Below are 22283 nucleotides of genomic sequence, written 5' to 3' on the forward strand. Positions count from 1 at the left end.
TAAACTAGAAGATTGGTTGAGGTGGTGCAAACCGTTGAGTTCTAAGATACAAAAAGATGTTGTTGTCAAGATAATTAAAAGTGCAGAACCAGAAAAACTTGTGTTGCCTATCCCTCCCCGTGTTGATCATGCTGATCACATAATTAAAACAGCTTTAATGGGCTGGACAAAGTTAGCGGCAGACCATGTACTTCATCCAGAGTTTGCTAAAAATGCTAGGGAAATCTTCTCATCATTGATAAGAAGAGTTGAGCAAATGCTGAAAAGTGAAAAGGTTTTTGATTCTAGTGGCAAGCTTTATGAAGAAGTTGTTTTGAGGAGAGCAAGAATATATGATACATTATTTGAGATTGTTTTCAATTTGGGTGGAGTTGAAAGTAAGTGGGCTGGTTATAGCAGTGAGGATGTGGAGAACTACATAAGGTATTTAACTAATGCTATGAATTATTTCGAGACTCTTGAAAGAGAGGAGCTTGGATATCCAACAATAATGGAGGTTGTGGTAGAGCTTCAACTAAGTGAATTGATGAAGGTTAATAAGGGGAAGAGCCTAGTTGCAAAAGTTGCTCAAGATGTTTCAAAAAGCATTGACAAAAATTCAATTGCTAAAAGCTACATCAATGCTATGCTTAATCAGATAAAGACATTGTTTTATCGTAAAGCCTATGAAAATGGTTTATGCAAATTTGGAAACGACTATGCGCTAGGTCTTAGATTCTTGAGACACCTAGGTTTTGTGCAGGTATCAACTAATCCAGTATTGGCTTCAATAGCATATAACGATGATCCAGAGCTTCTTGAGAAATTCAAGAAGTATGCTAAAGAGGTTTTAGCAAAGGAGCATCCAGAATGGTTTAAGGATCCCGAGAAATATGCTGATGATATTGCGATGGAGGCTACAAGATTTGCTCTCATGGACAATTTCTATGTGTTTAGAGTGCCATTTATATTGTCTAAGTATCATGATGGGCTAGTAAGCTATCAGCTAAATCCACTTATAGCACATGATGCTGAAAAAAGTGTTGAAGCTGTAAAGGTGTTTGCTACAAGATTGGAAAAGGATCTTTCTGTTTATGATGAGTATCTTTGGTGGGGCTACAATGTATCTGAAAAAGGTAGACCAGATCTTGTTGTCAAGGTTGCAGCAGCTTATCCAGCTGCTATGGAAATTGCTGAAAGGATAAATGAAATGGGTGTTGGCCAAAATATTACAGTTAGCTTTACAGTTTCTCAAGAGGTTCTAATAGCCTTTGCAGCAATAAAGGGTATGGCAAAAGCTATTAGAAAAGGCATTATACCAACACAAACTTATGATACTAACATGGGTGGAAGGCTAGAGGATCACTTAAGAGAAGAAACAGCTGCACAGTTATTGTTAAAGGCTTTGGAGAAAGCTGATGAGGGGAAGAGAAATGCTGTTTTAGATAAGCTTGCTAAAGGGTTAGGTGTAAAAGATGATGTGTGGCTTGAGATGAAGAAAAAGGATTTGAAGAGTGTTGCAAACTTCTTGTGTAGTAGAAGAGTTCTTGGTAGAAACTTGTTGAGAGATCCATTTGTAGATGCATTAGTTGAGCTTGGTTTATATGGATCAAGAGACGAGGCTTTAAGCAATTTACAGCCACTTGAAGAGGCTTTGAGATTAAGTGGAACGTTTGTTGCTCAAAGAGTTTACGAGATATTGTTTGCTCCATGGAATAAGGAGAAGTGGATTAATTACCTTATAAAAGAGTTTGGATTGACTAGAGACGAAGCTGAGACTGTAATGGATAGAATAGATCTGCTTCCAGCATCAAAGAGAAAACCCGTAGACACTCTATACACGTTTGCATCTAGAAACATGACAAATACTGAATTCCCAGATCACCAGCTAAATGTTGTTGAAGAAGTTACGAAAAAGAGTATTTCATTAGATGATTTGAGGGAATCCATATATCAGCAACTACCAAGAAAATACCTTGAGATACTAATGCAAATAGAAGACTTTGTAAAAGCATATGAGGCATCTCCAGAGGTAAATGAGCTACTAAGAAAAGTTGGAATAGATAGAGACTATGGAAATAGAGGTGTAAGTCCTGGTGACTGGCCAGCTTATGGACCAAGTGCAAAGACAATGCATGAATTTACCGATGAGTACTTAGCGTTTAGATCAAGAGTTGTGGAAGCTGTAAAGAAGCTATAGAAACACCGCTCCTAACATAGCAAATTTTTCAAAAACTTTTTTTTCTCTTCATATCACGCTTTTTTAGGGGATTCGGGTTGAAATCTTGGTTTAGACCAAAAATTATCCTTGATGGTTTTTGGAGTTTTAAAATAGATAGAGATTTTGTTGGTGATAAGGAGGAATGGTTTAAAGGGTTTAAATCTAGTGATGTGATATATGTGCCTTCGTCTTGGAATGAGCAAAACCCTGAATGGGATCAATATACAGGTGTTGCTTGGTATCAGAGGGATTTCTATGTCGATAAATTGCTAGAAGGTAGAATGGCATGGATTATTTTTGATGGTGCTGGGTACAAAACTAGTGTGTGGGTAAATGGAAAATTTGTTGGTGATCATGAAGGCTCTTTCACACAGTTTAAGTTTAGAGTTGATGAAATTAGGTTTGGTGCTTTTAATAGAGTTGTTGTTAGAATAGATAATACCCCATCAATATACAGCTTTCCACCTGCTAGAAAACTTAATGAAACAGCATTTGACTTTTTCCATTATGGAGGTATCCACAGATCTGTTTATCTGGAGTTTGTAGATGTTTGCCATGTTAACGACATGACGATACATACAAGCCATGCAGGGGATTTGAAAGCTGATATTAGCGTGGAATGCAACAAAAATTTTGATGCTAGGCTTATTCTCATGGATAAAGAGCGTACAGAAATTATTTCCGAGGATATTGTTAGAGGTGTTAGACCTGGGCTATTAAGATTTGAGAGGAGATATGATGGTGTTAAGCCCTGGAGTCCTGAAGAACCAAATCTCTATGTATTTGCTGTGGAGATTTATGTTAATGGTGTTTTGAGAGATTCTGTTTATGAACGTATTGGGTTTAGAAGTGTTGAGGTAAGAGAAGGGAGGGTGTATCTTAATGGAAAACCTGTGTTTTTAAAGGGTTTTGGAAGACATGAGGACTTTCCTGTTACAGGTAAGTATGTACCTGGCTCAGTTCTTGTAAGAGACTTTTACTTGATGAGAAAAATTGGTGCAAATTCCTTTAGAACATCACATTATCCATACTCAAATGAGCATCTGGATTTAGCTGATGAGTTTGGTTTTATGGTTATTCTAGAGCCACCACTGTGTTACTCAGGTTTAGATAGATTGCTTAGCAGAGAGGAGGTTGCAAAGCTTTTTAGTAGTGAAGAGTATTTGGCGAAGGCCAAGAAATTCATAGAGGAAATGATTAGACAACATAAGAATAGGCCATCAGTAATAATGTACAGTGTTATGAATGAACCTCCAAGTGACATACCAGAGGTTGCAGAGGCTATAAAGAAGCTCGCGGAGTTTTTCAAATCAATAGATCCATCAAGACCCGTAACATTTGCATCTCACAGATCTGTCAGAGATCTTGCACTAGGATATGTAGATGTTATATCGCTTAACTATTACCGTGGCTGGTACTCTGAGTGGGGTGATATAGATAAGGGTGTAGAGGTTATGATAAATGAGGTTGAGGAAATACATAGAAGATATTCAGACAAGCCAATAATAATAACAGAATTTGGTGCTGATGCATATCTGGGGTTGCATAGTGATCCTCCGCAAATGTGGTCAGAGGAATACCAAGCAGAGCTAATCAAAAAATATGTTGAAGCACTTACAAAGAGAAGTTACATAATTGGTTTACACATTTGGAACTTTGCAGACTTTAGAACACCTCAAAACCCATTGAGAACAATATTAAACAGGAAAGGTATTTACACAAGGGATAGGCAACCAAAACTAGCTGCACAAATAGTTTCACAACTCTTTAACAGCATTCCAACATACATGAAATGATCAAATTAACTCAATGAATGGTTTTCATTAACTCAATTTTGATATGGATAACTCTATGCTATGTAGCCTCCCAAATATAATCCACTACCTCATCATGTTTCGGGGCTTCGTGAGAACCTAGCCTCATTATCTTTAGTGCTGCAACAGCATTTGCATATAGAATGGCTTTTCTTATGGAATAACCTCTTACAAAACCTGATATAAGACCAGCTGCAAATGCATCACCAGCACCTGTTGTATCAACAACCTTGCTTACTTTTATAGCTGGAACCTCCTCATCAACACCATTTCCAAGTGCATATACACCTCTTGCACCAAGCTTTACTATAACCAGTTCAGGTCCAAGACTCTTTATAATCTTGGCAGCCTCTCTATAGTTATCAGGACTTGCACCTGTTAATGCAGCAGCCTCCATATTATTTAGCAAGACAATATCAACTTGTTTAATAATTGCTTCAAGTTCTTTCAAGCCTTTTTTAGACAATACTCTTCCAGGATCCCAAGAAACTTTAACACTATTCTTCTTAGCTATTTCAATAACTTTTAGCGATGTGTCAACTCTTAAACTTGCTATGTGAACATAGCGAGTACTCGCAACTATGTCATCAATAACATCACTTGGCTCAAGTTCTTCTGCAACTCCTTTAAATCCATACATTGTTATATCACCGTTCTTATCTATAACAACTATTGTAAAACCTGTTTGCCCTTTCGACGAGACTCTTAAACCTGTTATGTCAACTCCTTCTCTTAGAAGCTCATCAACAACTATTCTTCCAAAGCTATCAAAACCTATTTTAGCTATTATAGCTGTTTTAAGTCCTAGTCTAGCACCATCTATAGCAATGTTTACAGCTGAGCCTCCACCACCCCAAACCTGGCTCAAAACCTTGGCTTCTTCATCTGGACCAGGAAACTTTTCAACAACAATTCTGATATCTACAAGAGCATGGCCAACAGAAACCAGGTCATATCTTAATGTCATTTCAATTCACTACTCAACATATTTTATAACATCCTCAGGCTCTTTATTATCATGAACAATAGCCATTATAGCTTTTATCATTCCAGAGGGGTTTTTATGCTGAAAAACATTTCTACCAACAACAACACCACTCGCCCCAGCCTCAACAACATTTTTAACATCTACTAGAAAATCCATTGGTTTTTCTCTAGCAGGTCCTCCACTCATAAGCACTGGAACACCAGCAGCAACCCTCACAACCTCTGCAAATGTTTCTCTAGATCCTGTATAATATGTTTTTATCAAATCAGCCCCACTTTCTATTGCAGCTCTAACCCCATACTTAACAACTTCAACATCATACATATTCTTTATTGCTGGTCCCCTGGGATATGCAAGTTGAAGACATGGCAAGCCATATCTTTCAGCAGCTTCTCTAACACTAAACCACATACTCAGCATAGTGTCTTCGTATTGACTACCCCAGTAAACAGTAGCTGCAACAGCATCAGCACCAAGAGCAATAGCATCCTCAACATAGCCAAAAACACTTTGAAGCATTCTCTGATCCTCAGGCCTTAAATTAGTTTTGCTAGTCACTTTAACAATTAAAGCTGTTTTATTAGCCCAAACATCATGTGTTAAATAAGCCATGCCAGGCAAAAGCATAACAGCATCAACACCAGCATCAACAACTTTTCTAAGTATCACCTTGGGATCGATATGCTCAGAAGGAAAATCCTTTGGACCATGCTCAACACCATGATCAAAAGCAAACACAACAGCCCTTCCACTTCTTAAAATTCTTGAAAGCCTAACTTTTTTACCAATAAAATTAAACACCAAAGTACAACACCAAAATATTATATAGAGGACATAATTATATAAATTTATTGTAAAGTATTTTGAAGAATCTTCAACATTACTTCATTTACAACTGAAAGCATACAAGCTTTCTATTTTATGTTTTCTACTGATGATGATAATAGCATTTAGTGTTTTGATGATGAGTTGCACTAAGAAGTTGATGCGGAATTGGCAACACAGAAAAAAGTTCAGATGGGGGATCTCTAATCATTCTGATTGTTCAGCAAATGACAGATATAAACCCGAATAGATGCTGGAAACCAAGAATTGCCCCCGTTGAAGTCACCGCTCTTTAGAGCTGGGAGGAGGTCAGACCAAGAAACCTACTGTTGTTATAGCTATACCTGAACTAGTTGTGTTGATACTTCTGAAAGTAGCTGCAACAAGGTCTTTACATATCTAAGCAATTCTTACCTAATAATTATCAACTTAGTTAATAGCAAAGCAATATAAACATTTTTAAGACAAACTTTAATACCTATACCATCACAACTCTATAGATAAAGTGAAAGAGAGGGTACCCAAAGGCTTGATGAATCTGAGCGTTATGCTGAAAAGCATATTGAGAGGACAAAACTAGTGATCAACTAGTAAAAGACCTAAGCCTCAAGCATTTACTTCTATATCTTACTTAATTATATTAACTCGATTTACGCCTCATAACTAATATGGCTAGCGCTAATAGCAGTGCTCCTCCACTAGCCATTAACATATGTGTAGGTTCTTTCATTAAAGCTCCTAGAGCTACTTCTCTCACAAGTATTATAATTCCCACTTCAAGAAATTCCTCAACACTATGTTTAGCGCTTTCAAAAACTCTTACGAATGTTCTCAAAAGCTCAATTAATATAATAATTGTAAAAAGTTCTGTGAAAACAAGCTGAAGCTCGGTTACAGGAGAGTAGATGTTTATACTAATTAGATCTTTAATTAAAATGGAAAAAGCTACTCCGCATAACACTGCTAATATTACGATTATAAGAGACTCTGAAATTTCCATAAACAATTTGCTAAAACGAGGAATTAGTGAACGAAGTCTACGTGTCCAAGACATTTTTATTCACTATAGGATTTGTTTTAAAGCTTCAAATAAACTGTGTTATAGTTACAGAAATTAAAATTTTATTAATTTATTAAATCAGATTGGATTTGTATATACAAAAAGCATTGAAAGAAATATAAATGCAGCTGAGTTTTCATTAGAAATAATATAGTTGTGATGAAATATTTTTTAGTTCAATAAAGTTATAGCAATTATTTTAATGCATCAATGAAAAGGCTTTATGCAAATGATTTTGCAATTTACTCTATTTAGTTATGTGCAATACTGAATTCTTGATATAGATTTTTAAATCGTGTTTTATTTTTATTTTCATGTTTTGTGTAGCAACATGGCTATTCATTTTCATTGCATTGTTTAGTATGTTGGTGAATTGTATTGGTTTTACCTACTGAGGTTACACTTTTCGTTGCCTCCATTCTACTTGTATTCATATTGGTTTTTCAAAGACTTAACATTGCTTTTGTTATTGGTTTGGCGATGACTCTATTCTCGATACCTATTTTTGGCTTAAGAATTGTTGAAATTGTTAAGGAATCTTTTGATTGGATTCTTCTAAACACTATTGCATCACTTGTTTTGGCAATGTTTTTAGCTGATTTGTATAGATCTACAGGTGTTGGATATAGAATGGCCTCGTCTCTTGAATCTCTAAGCCCAAGAATTGCAGCAGTTTCTGTTCCAGCAGTGATTGGGCTTTTACCAATGCCTGCAGGTGCATATGTATCAGCAACAATTATCGATCCTTTATACACTAAATGCAGTCTTGAATCACATGAAAAAACCTTTTTGAATTACTGGTTTAGACATGTATGGGTTACTGTATGGCCTTTGTACCAAGGCATTATACTAGCTTCTGCTATTGTTGGTATGAGCTTTAGTGAAATAGCTTATCGCAACTGGCCAATATTTTTAAGTGCTGTACTGGGAGGATTGTTTATGTCTAGAAGAATTTTTCAAAAGCTGAGTAATAACTGTGTTGGAGTCAGGGGAAGCAGGGACTATAGGGGCTTGGTGCACCTATGGCCTTTTATAGTAATTGCTGTAACAAGTCTAGCTATTGACATTCCACTTTCTCTGTCACTTGCAATAACAATTGCGCTTTTTATAGCGATTTACAAACCTTCGCTAAAAACCATTGCGAAAAGCCTTAGATATTCACTAGATCCAACTATAAACATTCTCATAATAGAGTCAATGATTTTCAGCAAAGCAATTGAAAAATCAGGATTGGCAAATCAGCTAATGCAATACCTATCTTCTTATATAGACATAGCGGTTTTTTCAATTCCATTTCTAATGGTCGTTGCAACAGGATTTGAATTCACATATGTAACACTTGCATTTCCATCAATTCTACCACTTCTCAAAGACTATAGAATAACAATAGCATTTCTAGGTGGTTTCGCAGGAGCAATGCTTTCACCATCACATGCGTGCTTCGTGCTTTCTGCAAAATTCTTTAAATCTAGTCTTGGCAGCGTCTATAGAAAGCATTTAATTCAAACTACTGCTTTTACAATACTAATAGGAATTGCAATAACATTGCTTATCTTCAAATTTGCTTAAAACTTTACCTCAATACACCGTTTTTAAATAGTTTCATTATAGTGGCAAATGCTTAGATGAGAAATATGAAAAATAGGGAATCAATTATAATGATTGCAATGCTTCTTGTTACAACAGTTGGTTCCTTATCTGTTTTCATCATAGGAACTGTGGCAAAATTTGTCATGGAAGATCTTAAACTGTCTTACAGTTTAATGGGTTTTGCAATATCTATTCAAAGAATTGCGTCAACAATTACAGCATTGTTCATAGGATATGCAATTGACCGTTTGGGGCCTTTGAATGTGCTTTTCATGACCATGACAATATCAGTTTCATCACTATTTCTAACACCTCTGTCTCAAGGACTGGAGTTGTTACTAGCAACACGAGTTGTTGCGGGTGCTGTTTTTCCTGCTTATTGGCCATCATGTACTAAAATAACTTCTTTTGCTATATCAAGAAGGAGAATAGGGTTTGCAACAGCATTATTTGAGTCAGGCTCTGTTGTAGGTGTTGTAATAACTTATTTGCTTATACCAGTTACAAACTCTTGGAGAGAACTATTTGTTATATCAACACTTATTTCTTTAATCTTAGCTTTTGCAGCAATAGCATTACTATCAAAAGAGGTAAAAACTAGCTACAAAGGTTTGCGGCATGGTATAGGAATGGGTTTTGGTGTTAATGCAAAGAGTAGGGAGATTGTTGAAAGAGCTATCATAATCTTTTTTGCTTTTCTACTTGCTTTACAGCCCTGGGCTTTCTATACTTCATGGCTTTCAACATATATTATGGAGAAAACAAGAACAGAAATCAAGGATATTTGGATTCCAATAACAGTTTTTCTACTAATTGGAATGGTTCTTGGAATAGTATCATCAATTTCATCAGATAAAATAGGAGGGTTAAAGGGAAGGAAAATGGTGTTATCAATAACACTAGGAGTAACAGCAATTTCACTCTACATGCTTACTTTATCAACTTCTAACATATTTGTATGGTTCTTTGTTGCAACATCTATCGTGTCATATAGAGCTTTTTTGCCATTGGCATGGGCGATAATAAATGACATTATTCCGCAGAATCTAGCAGGATTTATTAGTAGTGTAAATGCGTTGGCAGGTCAAATATCGATGATGATAACACCGATTATAATGGCATACATAAGAGATGTTATAGGTTCATTCGACATAAGTGTAGCAATATTGGCGCTTTTTGTATTTATTTCAATACCATTGTACTTGTGTTTAAAACCTGTTTCACCAACTAATCGAAATTGTATACTTCAAATAGGTATTTGAAAATCAGAATCTAGATAAAAATATAAGCTTTGCCTGTTCTTAGAATTATTGTTGAGGTTAGAGGTGAGTAAAAGTGGTTAGATTTGAGGCTTTAAGTAAACTAGATGAGTTTAAGGGGTTTCTCGAGGGAGATGCTGTTGATAAGTTTCTAGAATCTTTTGATATAAAGTTTGGTAGTGGTACTTGGGCTGCTGGAGGATTTAGCGATAGGTTTATGGCGAGAGGATATTTTCCAGATCTTCCATCAGATGTGTTGTCTAGAATTGAGAGAATAAGGAAGGCTGGGATTAGAGCATTTGTTCCCATAAATGTTGAGTTCTTTGATGACAAGCTTGAGATTAGGTGGGATCTCGTTGAAAAAGTTGCTGAATATGCTAAAAGAAATAACATGGTTGTAGCAGGTCTTGCAATGGATCTTTCAGGTGTGCCGGAGCTTAAATTGGGCTCTATAACCAATCCTGATTCAGCTCTTAGAAGAAAATCTGTTGAGATACTTGTGAAGAGTATGGATATAGCTAAGAAGCTTGGAGTTGATGTGGTGTCTTTCTGGCCTGGTCAAGATGGGTGGGACTATAGTTTTGAGAGAAACTATGGAAAGCTTCTTTCACTATATGTTAGTGGTTTGAAGGAGCTTGCTTCAGAAGCTTCTTCAAGAGGTTTAATGCTTTGTATTGAAGCTAAGCTTAAAGAGCCTAAGGAAGGAAACATGGTCATGCCGACAACACATGTAGCAATAGCTATTGCTAGAAGAATAAATGATGAGCTTGGTAAAAATGTTGTTGGCATAACCATTGATTATGGCCACGAGCTTATGTATGCTGTTGAACCCGCCTATACAGTGTACCTTGCAAAATACTTTGATGTGCCACTACTATCAATACACATAAACACTGCAAAAACTCATAGCAATGATGAGGATAGGGTTGTGGGAACAGGCGATATATGGCAATTCATAGACTTTCTATATGCAACAATAGACACAGGATATACTGGGTGGTACATACTAGATCAATTCACATACAGAATGGATCCAGTAGATGGAATGAGGCTATCAAAAGAGTTCTTTGCAAACTCGATGAAAAAAGCACTTGAGATTTACAGACATAGAGATGAGCTGGAGAAGGCCAGGGAACTTGGCAATCAGGCAAAAATATTAGACCTTGTTAAAAAGATTCTATACAACTTCTAAACACAATTTTTCTTTTTATTTTTTATTGCTTAAAACTTCTCAGCATAGAAAAGTTTTATATATGTATTCTCACATAGTAGGTACTTGGTGAAAACTCTTTGATGCAAGACTTAGAAAAAATGATCAATGAAATTTTGAAATTGCCTGAATCAGAGGCTTTAAAAACTATTGTTAGAAGTATTGTTGCACCTGATTTCGATAAAGCCTTTGACAACTCCAGAAGAGTTTTGTGTGTAGCTCCCCATCCTGATGATTGTGAAGTTGGTGCTGGTGGAACTATTGCAGCACTTGTGAAACTAGGTAAGGATGTTTTCTTTGCTGTTTTAAGTGATGGTTGCTTGGGCACCTCAGACCCTAGTCTATATCCACAAAAACTTGCTGAAATTCGTAGACTTGAGCAGGAGGAGGCGGCGAAGATGCTTGGTGTAAAAAATGTTTTTTGGCTTGGATATAAAGATGGTTATGTGCCTTACAATAAAGAGGCTAGGGCAAAACTAGTTACTTTAATTAGATTTTTGAAGCCGGATCTCATTCTTGCACCGGATCCATGGCTTTCATACGAGGCGCACCCAGATCATAGAAACACAGGGTTTTTAGCAGCAGAAGCAACTATGGTTTCTAGTTTGCCACATTATGTTGAAGAAGATTTGCTAAAGGGTTTAGAACCTTGGAAACCAAAATACATAGCATTTTACTATACATCAAAACCTAATTTCTATTACGACATAACAAACTATATAGAGGCTAAGTTAAAAGCGTTGAAAATTCACAAATCTCAATTTGAAGCAAATTGGGATATGTTCGAAGCTTTAATCAAGTTCATTGCTGCAGTCTATGGCAAAAGAGCTGGTGTTAAATATGCAGAAGCTTTTAAACTTCTTCCAACATCACTTATACATGCAGTTCCATTTGCAGAAATAATTTAGAAGTGAGGAACATGGTAAACGATATGATAAACACAATTATCTTCACCATATGGAAATTTACAGGAATTATTGCAGCAGTTTTGGCTTGGATAATCATAGCTATTTCCATATCTCAAAACCCTTGGTTTGATGTTTTTAAGCATGCACTAAGTGATTTAGGTGGGTCAAAGGCTAATAACCCATGGATATATAACATAGGCTTGATAGTTACAGGTGTTATAACGTGTTTATACGCATTATACATAGCTTATGTGGCAAATAGCAAAGTATATGTATATGCATCTGCACTACTATTTGTAGCTGGAATCTTCCTGGCATTGATAGGTATTTACCCAAGTGGGACAAGGCCTCACACCTTTGTATCAACATGGTTTTTCATACAGATGCTTCTTGCAATAATTGCTACAGCTATAGGAATGGCTGTGGAGCATAGAATAGTATACAGCATAGTTTTTGGTGTTGTAGCAATTGCAGGTCCTTTAGGTGCTATATTCTTGAAGTGGCCTTCTGTAGCACTTTTAGAAATATATGGAATAGTGTTGATAGATATCTGCGTAGTTTTAATGACAACAAGGTTTTGATTTTTGAATTGCAACAAAATTTATTTGCCTTGGCTAAGCATTTGCTCATACTCACTGTATGCGTCGTTCAATGCTTTTACTAGTCTCTGCTTAGCCCCATAAACATACATTTTCTCTATAGCTTTAATAGTAACCCCCTTCGGCGTTATTACAGCATCTCTCACTTCACTCACACTTTTTGTTTCAAGCAAGGCTCCAACACCTTTGAATACAGTTGACAAAGCCTTTTTAGCAATGTTATATTGCAGTCCTGCTTTGAGAGCTGACAACAAGAATGCATCAAATATTTCAGCAACTATAGCTGGTGTTGAAGCTGAGTAAAATGTTAGCATATTCAATGTCTCTTCATCAACCCACTCAATCTCTCCAAGAAGTCTAAAGACACTTTCCAAATACTCACTTCTTCTCGACTGAGGGGATAGAGCTATAAACCCTTCATTAACCTCTACAGCAATGTTTGGCATAGCTCTATACACAACTGATTTTGGTAGCAACTCCTCAATTTTCTTCAATGGTACTAAAGCAGCTATAGACACAACAATTTTTCCTTCAGCTGCATTAGCAAAGCTTTTAACAGCTTCTTCAACATCTCTAGGCTTAACAGCCACAATAACTATTTCAGAGTATTTGCAAACCTCTGCAGCTGTTTCTACAACTCTAAACCCATTGGATTCAGCATCTTTTCTAGCTGAAGACAACTTATCATAAACAGTAATACAAGATTTTTCCAAGCCTGCTTTTGAAAAGCCTATGGCCATTGCCTTGCCCATTCTACCAAAACCTATAAAGCTGATTCTTATACACTTAGACATTCTCAACACCTCGCATACTGTCTTTCAATCAACAAACTTTTATATGCTAAGCACAAATCTGTTTTCTTGGTGCAATCATTGCATAGCCCACCAACAATGTCAATAAGAAATATTATAGATGCATTAAGAGGGGAAACAGGCTTCATATACACAGCAAAGGCTAGAGAACTTAGTAAAAAAGGCTTCAAAGTCATAAACTTTGGTGTTGGGCAACCAGATTTTCCAACACCAAAACACATTGTTGAAGAAGCAAAGAATGCTCTTGATAAAGGCTTTACAGGTTATACCGATGTAGCTGGAATACCAGAGCTTAGACAGGCTATAGCAGATTATTTGAATGAGCGATACAATTCTGATGTGAAAGCCGATGAGGTTATAGTGACTCCAGGAGCAAAAGCAGCACTGTTTCTCGCTTTTGCAGCTTATGTGAAACCTGGGGATGAGGTTATTATACCAGATCCATCGTATTACATGTACCCTGAAATAACAAAGTTTCTTGGTGGAAAACCAGTTTATGTACCGCTTAAGTGGATGGGTGGAGACAAGGGTTTTGAGCTTGACTTGAACTCTATAGAAAACTCTATAACGAGTAGAACAAGAGCTATTGTTGTAAACAATCCCCATAACCCTACTGGTGCGGTGTTTTCACAAAGGGAAATGTCAAAATTGCTTGAAATAGCTATGGAAAGAAACATTCTGGTTATAGTTGATGAAATTTATGATAATTTTGTATATGATGGGGATTTCAAGTCCTTTATAAGCTTTAACAACTGGAGAGATTATGTTGTATATGCAAATGGTTTTTCAAAAACATTTTCCATGACTGGCTGGAGACTTGGCTATTTAGTAGTTAGAAAAGAGGTTGCATCTAAATTAACAAAACTTGCTGTAAACATATGGACTTGTGCAACATCGTTTGTTCAAAAAGCTGGTGTAAAAGCGTTGAAGAATTCTTGGGATTCTGTAAGGGAGATGATAGAAACTTTCAAAAGAAGAAGAGATGTTATGGTGAATGAGCTTAGAAAGGTTAGTGGTGTTGAGGTGTTTAAAAGCAAAGGAACATTCTATGTATATCCAAATATTGAGAAAGTGTTAAAGAAAATGGGCATAGATGTTGAGACATTTGCTAACAGGCTCTTAGATGAAAAGCATGTTGTTGTTTTGCCAGGAACGCTATTCTCAGAAACAGAGCTTGGTAAAACCTTCATAAGACTTAGTTTTGCATTAGGTGAGGAACTAATTGCTGAAGGTATTAAGAGATTGAGAGAATTTGTTGAGCGCTTGTAAGTAAATTATTAAACCTGCTTCATCACAAATTAGTGATGACATGGTTTAATCAATACAATGGTGTTTTAAAATGAAGAAAATTGCAATGATGAATCCCATTGTTGAAATTGATGGAGATGAAATGGCTAGGGTTATGTGGCACTGGGTTAAGGAGAAGCTTATAGAGCCTTATGTTGATTTAAAGGTTGAATACTATGATCTTCATATAAAGGTTAGGGATGAGACTAACGATGAGATTACTATTAGAGCTGCTGAAGCCATTAAGAGAGTTGGTGTAGCTGTTAAATGCGCTACTATAACACCTAATGCTGAAAGAGTTAAGGAATACAATCTTAAAAAGGAGTGGAGATCCCCAAATGCCACAATCAGAGAGATTTTGGATGGCACATTGTTTAGAGCACCTATAATTGTTAGCAACATTAAGCCAGCTGTAAGATTTTGGACAAAGCCAATTGTTGTTGCAAGACATGCTTTTGGAGATATCTATTCTGGTATTGGCATAAGGTTTGACGAGCCTGGCGAGGCATATTTAGTTTATAGAAGTGTTGGTGGAAGGGAATACACAGTTAAAATAGGTTCCTTCTCCTCACCAGGAGTTATACAAGCATATTACAACCTAGACAAATCAATATATTCTTTTGCTAGAGCTGTATTTAAATATGCCCTCATATTCAATTTAGATGTGTGGTTCGCTGCAAAGGAAACAATATCCAAGGTTTATGACGCTAGGTTTAAGGAGGTGTTTCAGGAGGTTTATGAGAAGGAGTTTAGAGAGGAGTTCTCTAGAAGAGGACTCAAATACGAGTATTATCTAATTGACGATGCTTATTCAAGGGCTATGAGATCTGAAGGAGGTTTTGTATGGGCTGCTAAAAACTATGATGGAGATGTTTTATCAGACATGATAGCATCTGCATACTCTGGAAGCTTAGCAATGATGACATCAGAACTTCTATCTCCAGAGGGTTACTACATGGCTGAAGCAGCACATGGAACTGTTCAAAGGCACTACTACAAGTATTTGAAAGGAGAAAAAACATCAACAAACCCAACAGCAATAATCTTTGCCTGGGCTAAGGGGCTTAGAAGAAGAGGTGAATTAGATAAGAACAGCGATTTAATTAAGTTTGCTGAAGCACTTGAAAAAGCTGTTATAAAAACAATAGAAGTTGATAGAATCATGACCCAAGACATTGCAAAAGTCTCGGATCCCCCAGTAAACATGGTTGCAACAACAGAGGAATTCATAGAAGCTGTTCGAAAAAACCTTGAACATATTTTACAACATCAAGAATTTTAAAATAATTTTATTAAGGTTAGAACTTCAAACTAAATAATGTTTTGTTTAGGGGCTGTTTCATAGTTGATGATGAGGCGTGAGGTTTATAAGCTCTGATTTTTCTTGTGTTTGTAGAGCTCTGCAAGGTGATGAAAGCGCTGCTCCAAGCCCTGCGAGCTTTCCGTAGATGGGAGCCCCGTGCCGTTGGGTTCGACAGTCACTCATGAACCCACGGTGATTGCTTGTGATTCATGGGCGAGGTGGAAGTCCTTAGAGATGGCCCTAAACAACCCTGCAAACAGAATAGCCCTCTAGGGACAAACGGAATAGAAAACTGGGTTGAGTGTTGGATAGGCTTATAATTGGTGGGGTAGGGTTTCCAAGGTGTCTTATGAGGAAGCTGAGTTATTGAAGGAGAGAGCTGAACGCTTTTTGGAGAACGCGAAAGAATTGATTGAGAAAGGAGTTTACGACTTAGCTGCTTTTAATTTAGAGCAGTACTGTCAGCTAATACTAAAGTACTTGCTTCTCATTGAGACTGGTACATATCCTCGAACTCACTCTCCTATAAGACTCTTAGAGATACTCTCATCTATTAAGCCTGGCTTAAAAATACTGTTAGATAATGAAAATCATTATCTAATGATCACGAAACTTGAAGATGCATATATAGGAGCTAGATATCTACCACGACGATATACTGAGAAAGAAGTTAAAGCCATGTATAGATTTGTTGTTGAGGTGTTTAAACGTGTCGTTGAAGGAGTTTAAAATATATATAGAGTATTCGAAGAGAATTCGAGAGACTTTCTCAAATCCTATTGAATTCCTAAAGAAGGTTAAGGAAGACATACTTAAGATGCTGCCCAATGCAGAAATATACTTATTTGGCAGTGTCTCAAGGGGTAAGTATACACTTTCAAGCGACATCGACGTATTAATCGTTGTTGACAACCTAGAGGGAGTTGATGTTGACTTAGTAAAAGCAAAAATTAAGAAGAAATACATAGATAATCCACTAGAAATACACTTGATTGATAGAAAAATCCTTAAAAACTGGTACTCTAAATTCATACAAAAAGAAGAACTAATTAAAATCTAGCATCCGCCTCTGTCAGCTGTTTTTGAATTTCATGTAAGTTTATAGAAAAAGTTAGTATATGCAAGCCGTTCCTCGCCATCATAAGACAAGCCTTTATGTATCATCTCTTGCATTTGCTACGCGAGCTGTTTTACAACTGAAAGCCTTGCCTTTTAAAGACGGGGATGAAAATTCACAGGTTTTGCACCTCATATTATCTAGTGATGATAAATACTAGCTGCATTCACTATTCAATGATGGATTGCCCAAGAGCTTGATGTGCTGTTGGCAACACGAAGAAAAGCCATTGTTCAGATGGGGATCTCTGACCACCCTAACTGCTCAGCAGATGATAGATGTAGCCACGAATAGATGCTGGGAACCAATGAGCCTGTAAAGAGGAGGAGATCAGAATGTTTAAACAGTATTCTTCACCGGATTTTAACTATAAAATTCATGTACTTATCTTTTGAGAATGGCTCAAAAAGCAGAAGAACGTCCATTTCCTAATTCTCATAGAATTCGATATGGTTGCAACATTTAATTGATTGAAAAACTATTACTAATTGCTTGTTTTGTATTGGGGGAGAGAATTAGCCATGTTCTACCCTTCTTCACGTACATTTTCTTTACCTTTCTCATTAGTTCCATTACTCTAGGACTAGTTTTTAGAGCAATTCCCTCAATTAATGCTGATAGAGCCAGTGGGTTGCCTTTTAAAGACATTGACTCTAATTCTTCAAAAGTGTAGAAAAACGCGTCTACTCTATACTTTTTCAATTCTGCTGAAATAGTGAACCTGTCTAAAGGATTCAATTCTCTAACTTCATCTGTTATAATTAACAAGTCTATGTCACTCCATTCTCCCCCACCACTTCTACTCCAAGAACCAAACACTATCAAAGCTTCTACACCGAATCTCTTCTCTATTTCACTAATCGCCTTTGCTAAATATTCACTCCAATCTCCATTAATCGTTTTTTCACCCACTCAACTATGTTTTTAGCAGCCATAAGAGCTTTTTCAGCTGTTGGCTCATCGTAGTACATTCCAGGATAGCCAGATTCAAAAGCATTAGGATGTCTCGATGGTATATAGTGTCTATCAAGCTCTCTAGCATAAACACAAAGCTCCTCAGGTATATGTTCATCAATACTCAACTCAGTTAGCAATTCAATGATTGAGTGTCCCCATGAGCTCTTGCCATGAGCATACATCAACGCTTTCACAGCTTTCTCAGCTGCTTGCTGAGCTTGGAAACAGCTCCACTCATAGTTACCACTCCTTAAGCTATCTCCAGCAGCCTTCAAATCCCTAAGTGCTTGAAGAAACCATCTCCTAGCCTCCTCAAAACGCTCCAACAACAATCACCAATCCTTACACAACATAATTCTGCTTCATCACTCTAGTTTTATATCTACAACACACTAACTATTTTTGCTTAAACCAACTTTTAACTAGATTTAGATATAGAAAAGCAAGCAACTGGAAAATAGATATCGTTATTTAAATACCTTCAACAAGTAGAATCATTAATTCACATGTGAAGAATTTAATAGGTAATTGAAACTGAAACTCAATGAATTGAATTAATTATGAAAAAATTTGCTAAAAACCTCAACTAGATACCCAAAAAGTTTTGCTTAAACTCAATGTGGTTTTATGACTGCTCTGCCTATGACAGCTCCTCTTCTGAGCTTCTCCAAAACCTCGTTTATTCTTTCAAGAGGAGCAACCTCATCCACTATAATCCTTATTTTTCCTTCAGCAACTAGATTAACTGCTTCTACAAGTTCTTGAAGGGTATTGCCCACAGAACCTATAATAGCGGCTTCTTTGACAACTAGATCCAGTGGATTTACATTTGCAAGCTCTCCTGTGTATCCAATAACAACTATTCTACCCTTTTTAGCAAGCATTTTAACAGAGTTTGAGAATGTTTCTTTAGAACCAACAAGCTCGTAAACAATATCTGCACCTCTACCATTTGTTATGTTCAACACACTTTTAACAACATCTTCTCTAGCTGCATTAACTACATAGTCTGCACCAAGCTCTTTTGCAACTCTAAGCTTTTCATCTCTTCTCCCAATAGCAATAACCTTAGCACCAACAAGCTTATTATACTGTATCAGTGCAAAACCAACACCTCCAACACCATAAACAACAGTATATTCCCCAACTTTTGGAGAAGCCTTTTTAGTAGCGTGAACAGCTGTTGTAACACTACAACCTATTGGAGCTGCATATTCAAATGGGATATTATCAGGTATCTTAACAACATTTCTAGCTGGAACCTTCACGTATTCAGCAAAGCCACCATCTGATATGAAGCCATATTCCGCTTTAGGATTCTCACAAAGATTCTCTTCACCAACTAAGCAATATCTGCATTTACCACATCCAACATAGTAATAGACAACAACCCTATCCCCTGGCTTAACATCTACAACACCATCACCAATCTCTTCAACAACACCTGCAATTTCATGGCCAAGGGTTATTGGATAAACACCTAAATCTAGAACTCCATTAAGAAAATGTAGTTCTGTATGGCAAACACCAGCAGCTTCTACACGAACAAGCACTTCTCCATAGCCAGGTCTAGGCTTAGGAACATCTTCTATAACAAGAGGTTTGTGAGGACCATAAAACCTAGCGGCTCTCATGTTTCAAAACCATTACAAGCTTAATGTTAGGCAATACTTAAATAATTTTCTATGTTAACACCTTTTCAATAGCATTTCTTTCCAGTGCTAATCTAATCTCTCTTGCAATTCTTCTACCTGTGCTCATTGGCTCATTCCAGTATAGATATGAATATGGGCTTCCATTCACATATAGATTAGTTCCAGCAACAATTCTACCAGAGAATTCAAAGACCTTTATATTCATGTTATCATCAATTATACTCTCTAGGCAAAACGGCCCTATTACACCTGGTGGCAAACTCTTCTTTGTTTCTTCAACAAACTTCATTCCAAACTCCAAAACTTTTGGCAACAAACTTTCTCTTAGCACTAAAGGAATGTTGCCAACAACAACAAATGTTGGCTCAGCACCTATTTCAACTAAAACATCTTGTGGAGCTCTTCTCAAACCATCAACATTTGTTTCATACCTTATATCTGCTCCCAAGATCTCTAATCTATTTAGAATTGGGCTGTAGAAATAGTGGTAATAAGCTGTTACACCAACTAAATATTCTTGAATCATAGCCTCTTCAAATGATTTTATAAGGCCTTCCTCAACTCTTTTTCTAAGACCATTAATGACTTCGTCACGATTTCTAGCTATGAAATAGCCCTTGCCACCTTTAGCTCCAGGCATTTTAACAATAACTGGCTTATCTATATAATCATTGATTGTGTATATCCTTGGCGTTGGTATTTCAGCTTTTTGCAGCAAACTCATTTTAGCCCATTGATTAGCCTCAACTCTGAACAGCTTTCTTAAACCAAATATTGGTATGGGGATGTTCTCAGCACAATCAAGCCCAACATACTCCACATAGCTTCCATGAGGAACTATAACAGCGTTCAACGAAATCAACTTATTGATAATATCCTCTCTACACAGATCACTCCAACGATCTAACACAATAAAATAATCAATTAAATGCCTGAAATGCTCATAAAACCAGAGTCTATCTCTAACAACAATTGCTATAGTGCTAAACCCCTCAGCCTTGGCACCATGGAATATCTGAAGAGATGAGTGACTTGCTAACGTGGCTATGGAGATTTTTCCAAAATCATATTTCGACAAGATGTTGCTAATCATGGCTCATCACCATTAATAAAGATGTGCAACACTTGTAATGCTAAGTAAATTAAATAGTGGCTTAGCTTATATTAAGCTTGTTTTGTTATCATCTAAGATAATCATAATCTAAGTGTAATAAGAATTAAGGTATAGACATGGTTATAGCTGTGTTGCTTGGCTGAATTTCTCTATGAATTCCAGTAAATATGCTAGCTCTTCTTTTGATAGCTTTGATAACCAATCTACTGAGTATCCATAGTACACAGGCTTTTCCCCAAAGATTATCTTTATAACCTCCTCAGCCACTTCATTAACACTTTTAGATGTTACATCAATTTCCACAACCATCTCTTCCCCAAGTTCTTCAACAGCATTTGCTGTACACACACCAACAAGTTCTGCTTCAATATTTTCTGCAATCTTTTTACCATCCCATCCCCTGTTCTCCAAAATTTTTATGAGTTCAACTGGGTTTCTCCTCAACACGAAGACTATTTCGAGAACATCTCTAGGAACTATCTCCACATAGTGACCAACTATTATCAAAGGTCCAGACTCTTTTGCAAGTTTCTCAATGGATTTGCCTAGCTTTTCCTCATCAATTATATAGCTCTTCCTCTCACTATCAAAAGCTATTACATAGTTATTTCTTATTGCAAAATCACTTAACTCCACAACATCCAGGCCTAGCTCCTGAGAAACTCTCTTTGCAAGCTGGGATTTTCCAGTTCCAGGAACCCCTGAAATCCCTATTGATTTCATAGCACATCAGCAAATATTAGTATTCATTGCAACATGAATCCTTAAAAAGGTTTTATAAAGTTTTAAGCCCTTTAATATTGTTATCACAATATTGCTTAAGAATACGAAGGGAATAATCTGATCAATTTGCCCTAGCTCTTAAATATAGTGAACCATACTATAATGGTTATCGGGAAAAACCCATGGTCTCAATGTCTGACTTTGAAAAGAGATGGGCTGGCGGGCCATCAGTTGGTGAGAAGTTTAAGGAGCTATTCAAGAAGAAGGAGCCTATAAAGCAGAAGCTTGTCATGGCTGATTACAAGATAAGAGCAATGGTTAGCAGACTCGAGGTCTTCATAGAGAGGCTTAGAGAAAGAGATAGAACATTGTTTGAGAGAGTAGTTGATGCTTTGACTCAGGGAGATGAAGTTAGAGCAGCTATGTATGCAAATGAAATTGCGGAAATTAGAAAAATGGTTAGACAATTGACAGTTACACAAGTAGCTCTAGAGCAAGTTGCGCTAAGACTAGATACTGTTATAACCATGGGCGATGTAATGGCAGGTCTAATACCTGTTGTAGGTGTTATAAGAGAGCTTAGAGGAATTATAAAGGGTATAATGCCTGAAATGTCTCTTGAGCTATCAGAAGTTGAAGAAGGTCTAAGAGATGTTGTGATATCAGCTGGAGAAGCACTTGGAATGCCTGCTGGAGACATATACACAACACCAGAAGCCAGGAAGATACTTGAGGAAGCAAAAATAGTAGCTGAGCAGAGAATGAAGGAAAAGTTCCCAGAACTACCATCAGCAATCACATCAGCAGCTCAAAAAGCCACAGCACCAGCAACAGGCTCTGCTTAAACAATTTTTCAATTCAA

At 36.8% G+C, this 22283-nt stretch carries 21 protein-coding genes; 12 read left to right on the forward strand and 9 right to left on the reverse strand.

What is annotated here, in order from left to right; translation table 11 throughout:
* Nucleotides 1-34 precede the first annotated feature (34 nt).
* Together QPL79_RS04640 and QPL79_RS04645 are read left to right on the forward strand one after the other, a co-directional pair.
* Nucleotides 35-2179, forward strand: a complete 2145-nt coding sequence (locus tag QPL79_RS04640; RefSeq protein WP_285273617.1) for a transaldolase family protein — start codon at nt 35-37, stop codon at nt 2177-2179.
* A gap of 77 nt (nt 2180-2256) precedes the next feature.
* The gene (locus QPL79_RS04645) at nt 2257-3996 is read left to right on the forward strand and encodes a glycoside hydrolase family 2 TIM barrel-domain containing protein (protein WP_285273618.1); all 1740 of its coding nucleotides are present in this window, start codon (nt 2257-2259) and stop codon (nt 3994-3996) included.
* A 58-nt stretch (nt 3997-4054) separates the two neighbouring features.
* On the opposite strand, the gene QPL79_RS04650 is transcribed toward QPL79_RS04645, so the two are convergent.
* The 3 genes from QPL79_RS04650 to QPL79_RS04660 form a co-directional block, all read right to left on the reverse strand.
* A complete protein-coding gene (locus QPL79_RS04650) occupies nt 4055-4981 on the reverse strand; it encodes a carbohydrate kinase family protein (RefSeq protein WP_285273619.1) in 927 nt (308 codons plus the stop codon).
* A 9-nt stretch (nt 4982-4990) separates the two neighbouring features.
* The gene (fba, locus tag QPL79_RS04655) at nt 4991-5806 is read right to left on the reverse strand and encodes a class I fructose-bisphosphate aldolase (protein ID WP_285273620.1); all 816 of its coding nucleotides are present in this window, start codon (nt 5804-5806) and stop codon (nt 4991-4993) included.
* A gap of 661 nt (nt 5807-6467) precedes the next feature.
* Nucleotides 6468-6881 carry a phosphate-starvation-inducible PsiE family protein gene (locus QPL79_RS04660; protein WP_285273621.1) on the reverse strand — a complete coding sequence of 138 codons (414 nt, stop codon included), beginning with the start codon at nt 6879-6881 and terminating at the stop codon, nt 6468-6470.
* Between the two features lie 384 nt (nt 6882-7265).
* Here QPL79_RS04660 and QPL79_RS04665 point away from each other — a divergent pair, with 384 nt between their 5' ends.
* From QPL79_RS04665 to QPL79_RS04685, 5 genes are all read left to right on the forward strand, one after another.
* On the forward strand, nt 7266-8456 hold the full coding sequence (locus QPL79_RS04665; protein WP_285273622.1) for a DUF401 family protein: 1191 nt from the start codon (nt 7266-7268) through the stop codon (nt 8454-8456).
* A gap of 65 nt (nt 8457-8521) precedes the next feature.
* A complete protein-coding gene (locus QPL79_RS04670) occupies nt 8522-9739 on the forward strand; it encodes an MFS transporter (RefSeq protein ID WP_285273623.1) in 1218 nt (405 codons plus the stop codon).
* A 73-nt stretch (nt 9740-9812) separates the two neighbouring features.
* Nucleotides 9813-10928 (forward strand): sugar phosphate isomerase/epimerase family protein, encoded by a 1116-nt coding sequence (locus QPL79_RS04675; protein ID WP_285273624.1) that lies wholly within the window; start codon nt 9813-9815, stop codon nt 10926-10928.
* Between the two features lie 101 nt (nt 10929-11029).
* The gene (locus tag QPL79_RS04680; RefSeq protein ID WP_285273748.1) at nt 11030-11854 is read left to right on the forward strand and encodes a PIG-L deacetylase family protein; all 825 of its coding nucleotides are present in this window, start codon (nt 11030-11032) and stop codon (nt 11852-11854) included.
* An 11-nt stretch (nt 11855-11865) separates the two neighbouring features.
* Complete coding sequence (locus QPL79_RS04685; RefSeq protein WP_285273625.1) at nt 11866-12435, forward strand: DUF998 domain-containing protein; 570 nt, start codon at nt 11866-11868, stop codon at nt 12433-12435.
* A gap of 20 nt (nt 12436-12455) precedes the next feature.
* On the opposite strand, the gene QPL79_RS04690 is transcribed toward QPL79_RS04685, so the two are convergent.
* Nucleotides 12456-13247 carry a pyrroline-5-carboxylate reductase family protein gene (locus QPL79_RS04690; protein WP_285273626.1) on the reverse strand — a complete coding sequence of 264 codons (792 nt, stop codon included), beginning with the start codon at nt 13245-13247 and terminating at the stop codon, nt 12456-12458.
* Between the two features lie 96 nt (nt 13248-13343).
* On the opposite strand from QPL79_RS04690, the gene QPL79_RS04695 reads away from it, so the two are divergent.
* The 4 genes from QPL79_RS04695 (at nt 13344) to QPL79_RS04710 (ending at nt 16915) form a co-directional block, all read left to right on the forward strand.
* Entirely contained in the window at nt 13344-14534 is a 1191-nt protein-coding gene (locus tag QPL79_RS04695; protein ID WP_350309082.1) for a pyridoxal phosphate-dependent aminotransferase, read from the forward strand.
* A gap of 70 nt (nt 14535-14604) precedes the next feature.
* Nucleotides 14605-15834: an NADP-dependent isocitrate dehydrogenase gene (locus tag QPL79_RS04700; protein ID WP_285273628.1), complete on the forward strand. Its 1230-nt coding sequence runs from the start codon at nt 14605-14607 to the stop codon at nt 15832-15834.
* Nucleotides 15835-16197: 363 nt separating this feature from the next.
* Nucleotides 16198-16584 (forward strand): HEPN domain-containing protein, encoded by a 387-nt coding sequence (locus tag QPL79_RS04705; protein ID WP_285273629.1) that lies wholly within the window; start codon nt 16198-16200, stop codon nt 16582-16584.
* Nucleotides 16565-16915, forward strand: a complete 351-nt coding sequence (locus QPL79_RS04710) for a nucleotidyltransferase domain-containing protein (protein ID WP_285273630.1) — start codon at nt 16565-16567, stop codon at nt 16913-16915. The genes QPL79_RS04705 and QPL79_RS04710 overlap by 20 nt, the downstream gene beginning before the upstream one ends.
* A 519-nt stretch (nt 16916-17434) precedes the next feature.
* Here QPL79_RS04710 and QPL79_RS04715 read toward each other — a convergent pair.
* The 5 genes from QPL79_RS04715 to QPL79_RS04735 all read right to left on the reverse strand — a co-directional run bounded on the left by QPL79_RS04715 (nt 17435) and on the right by QPL79_RS04735 (nt 21421).
* The gene (locus QPL79_RS04715) at nt 17435-17884 is read right to left on the reverse strand and encodes a nucleotidyltransferase domain-containing protein (RefSeq protein ID WP_285273631.1); all 450 of its coding nucleotides are present in this window, start codon (nt 17882-17884) and stop codon (nt 17435-17437) included.
* Nucleotides 17842-18255: a HEPN domain-containing protein gene (locus QPL79_RS04720; RefSeq protein ID WP_285273632.1), complete on the reverse strand. Its 414-nt coding sequence runs from the start codon at nt 18253-18255 to the stop codon at nt 17842-17844. The genes QPL79_RS04715 and QPL79_RS04720 overlap by 43 nt, the downstream gene beginning before the upstream one ends.
* A gap of 288 nt (nt 18256-18543) precedes the next feature.
* On the reverse strand, nt 18544-19563 hold the full coding sequence (locus tag QPL79_RS04725; protein ID WP_285273633.1) for a zinc-binding dehydrogenase: 1020 nt from the start codon (nt 19561-19563) through the stop codon (nt 18544-18546).
* A 49-nt stretch (nt 19564-19612) separates the two neighbouring features.
* On the reverse strand, nt 19613-20677 hold the full coding sequence (locus tag QPL79_RS04730; protein ID WP_285273634.1) for a formate--phosphoribosylaminoimidazolecarboxamide ligase: 1065 nt from the start codon (nt 20675-20677) through the stop codon (nt 19613-19615).
* Nucleotides 20678-20818: 141 nt separating this feature from the next.
* The gene (locus QPL79_RS04735; RefSeq protein ID WP_285273635.1) at nt 20819-21421 is read right to left on the reverse strand and encodes an adenylate kinase family protein; all 603 of its coding nucleotides are present in this window, start codon (nt 21419-21421) and stop codon (nt 20819-20821) included.
* 182 nt (nt 21422-21603) lie between these two features.
* Between QPL79_RS04735 and QPL79_RS04740 the strand changes: the two genes are divergently transcribed.
* Nucleotides 21604-22266, forward strand: coding sequence for a Snf7 family protein (locus QPL79_RS04740; RefSeq protein WP_285273636.1), 663 nt, complete (start codon nt 21604-21606; stop codon nt 22264-22266).
* The last annotated feature ends 17 nt before the right edge of the window (nt 22267-22283 follow it).

The sequence above is a fragment of the Ignisphaera cupida genome (genome assembly GCF_030186535.1).
Classification (GTDB): Archaea; Thermoproteota; Thermoprotei_A; order Sulfolobales; family Ignisphaeraceae; genus Ignisphaera; species Ignisphaera cupida.